This is a genomic window from Pseudonocardia charpentierae (assembly GCF_031845345.1).
Lineage (GTDB): Bacteria > Actinomycetota > Actinomycetes > Mycobacteriales > Pseudonocardiaceae > Pseudonocardia > Pseudonocardia charpentierae.
This window is the reverse complement of record NZ_JAVREJ010000108.1, coordinates 1-443: the sequence shown is the minus strand read 5'-3', so window position 1 is coordinate 443 and position 443 is coordinate 1. Positions and strand designations below refer to the sequence as shown.

Annotated in this window: 1 protein-coding gene; it reads left to right on the top strand. The window is 71.1% G+C overall.

Annotation, left to right across the window (positions count from 1 at the left end):
• Positions 1-443, top strand: a 443-nt coding sequence (locus RM445_RS32070; RefSeq protein WP_311560616.1) for an IS701 family transposase, incomplete at both ends; no start/stop codon positions are given.

Here is a 443-nt window from a genome sequence, read left to right as displayed (position 1 = left end):
TTCCTCGCCTACGCCACCAGCAAGGGCCGCACCCTGATCGACCGGGAGCTGTACCTGCCGAAAACGTGGACCGCCGATCGGGACCGCTGCCAGGCGGCAGCTATCCCCGAGGAAATCGAGTTCGCCACCAAGACCGTGCTGGCCCAGCAGATGCTCGACCGCGCCTTGTCCGCCGGTGTTCCCGCCGCCTGGGTGACCGCGGATGAGGCCTATGGGCAGGACTACAAGTTCCGCACCTGGTGCGAGAAGCGCCGGATCGGCTACGTCGTCGCCGTCCCTCGTTCCCAGACCATCCCGGCTGGAGCCGGCTCGAGCCGGGCCGACCACGCCACGGCGAGGGCACCGGAGCAGGCGTGGAAGCGCCGCAGCTGCGCGGACGGGGCCAAGGGCCCGCGGCTGTTCGACTGGGCGGTGGCCTCGGTGTCGGCCGGGGACGACACCCC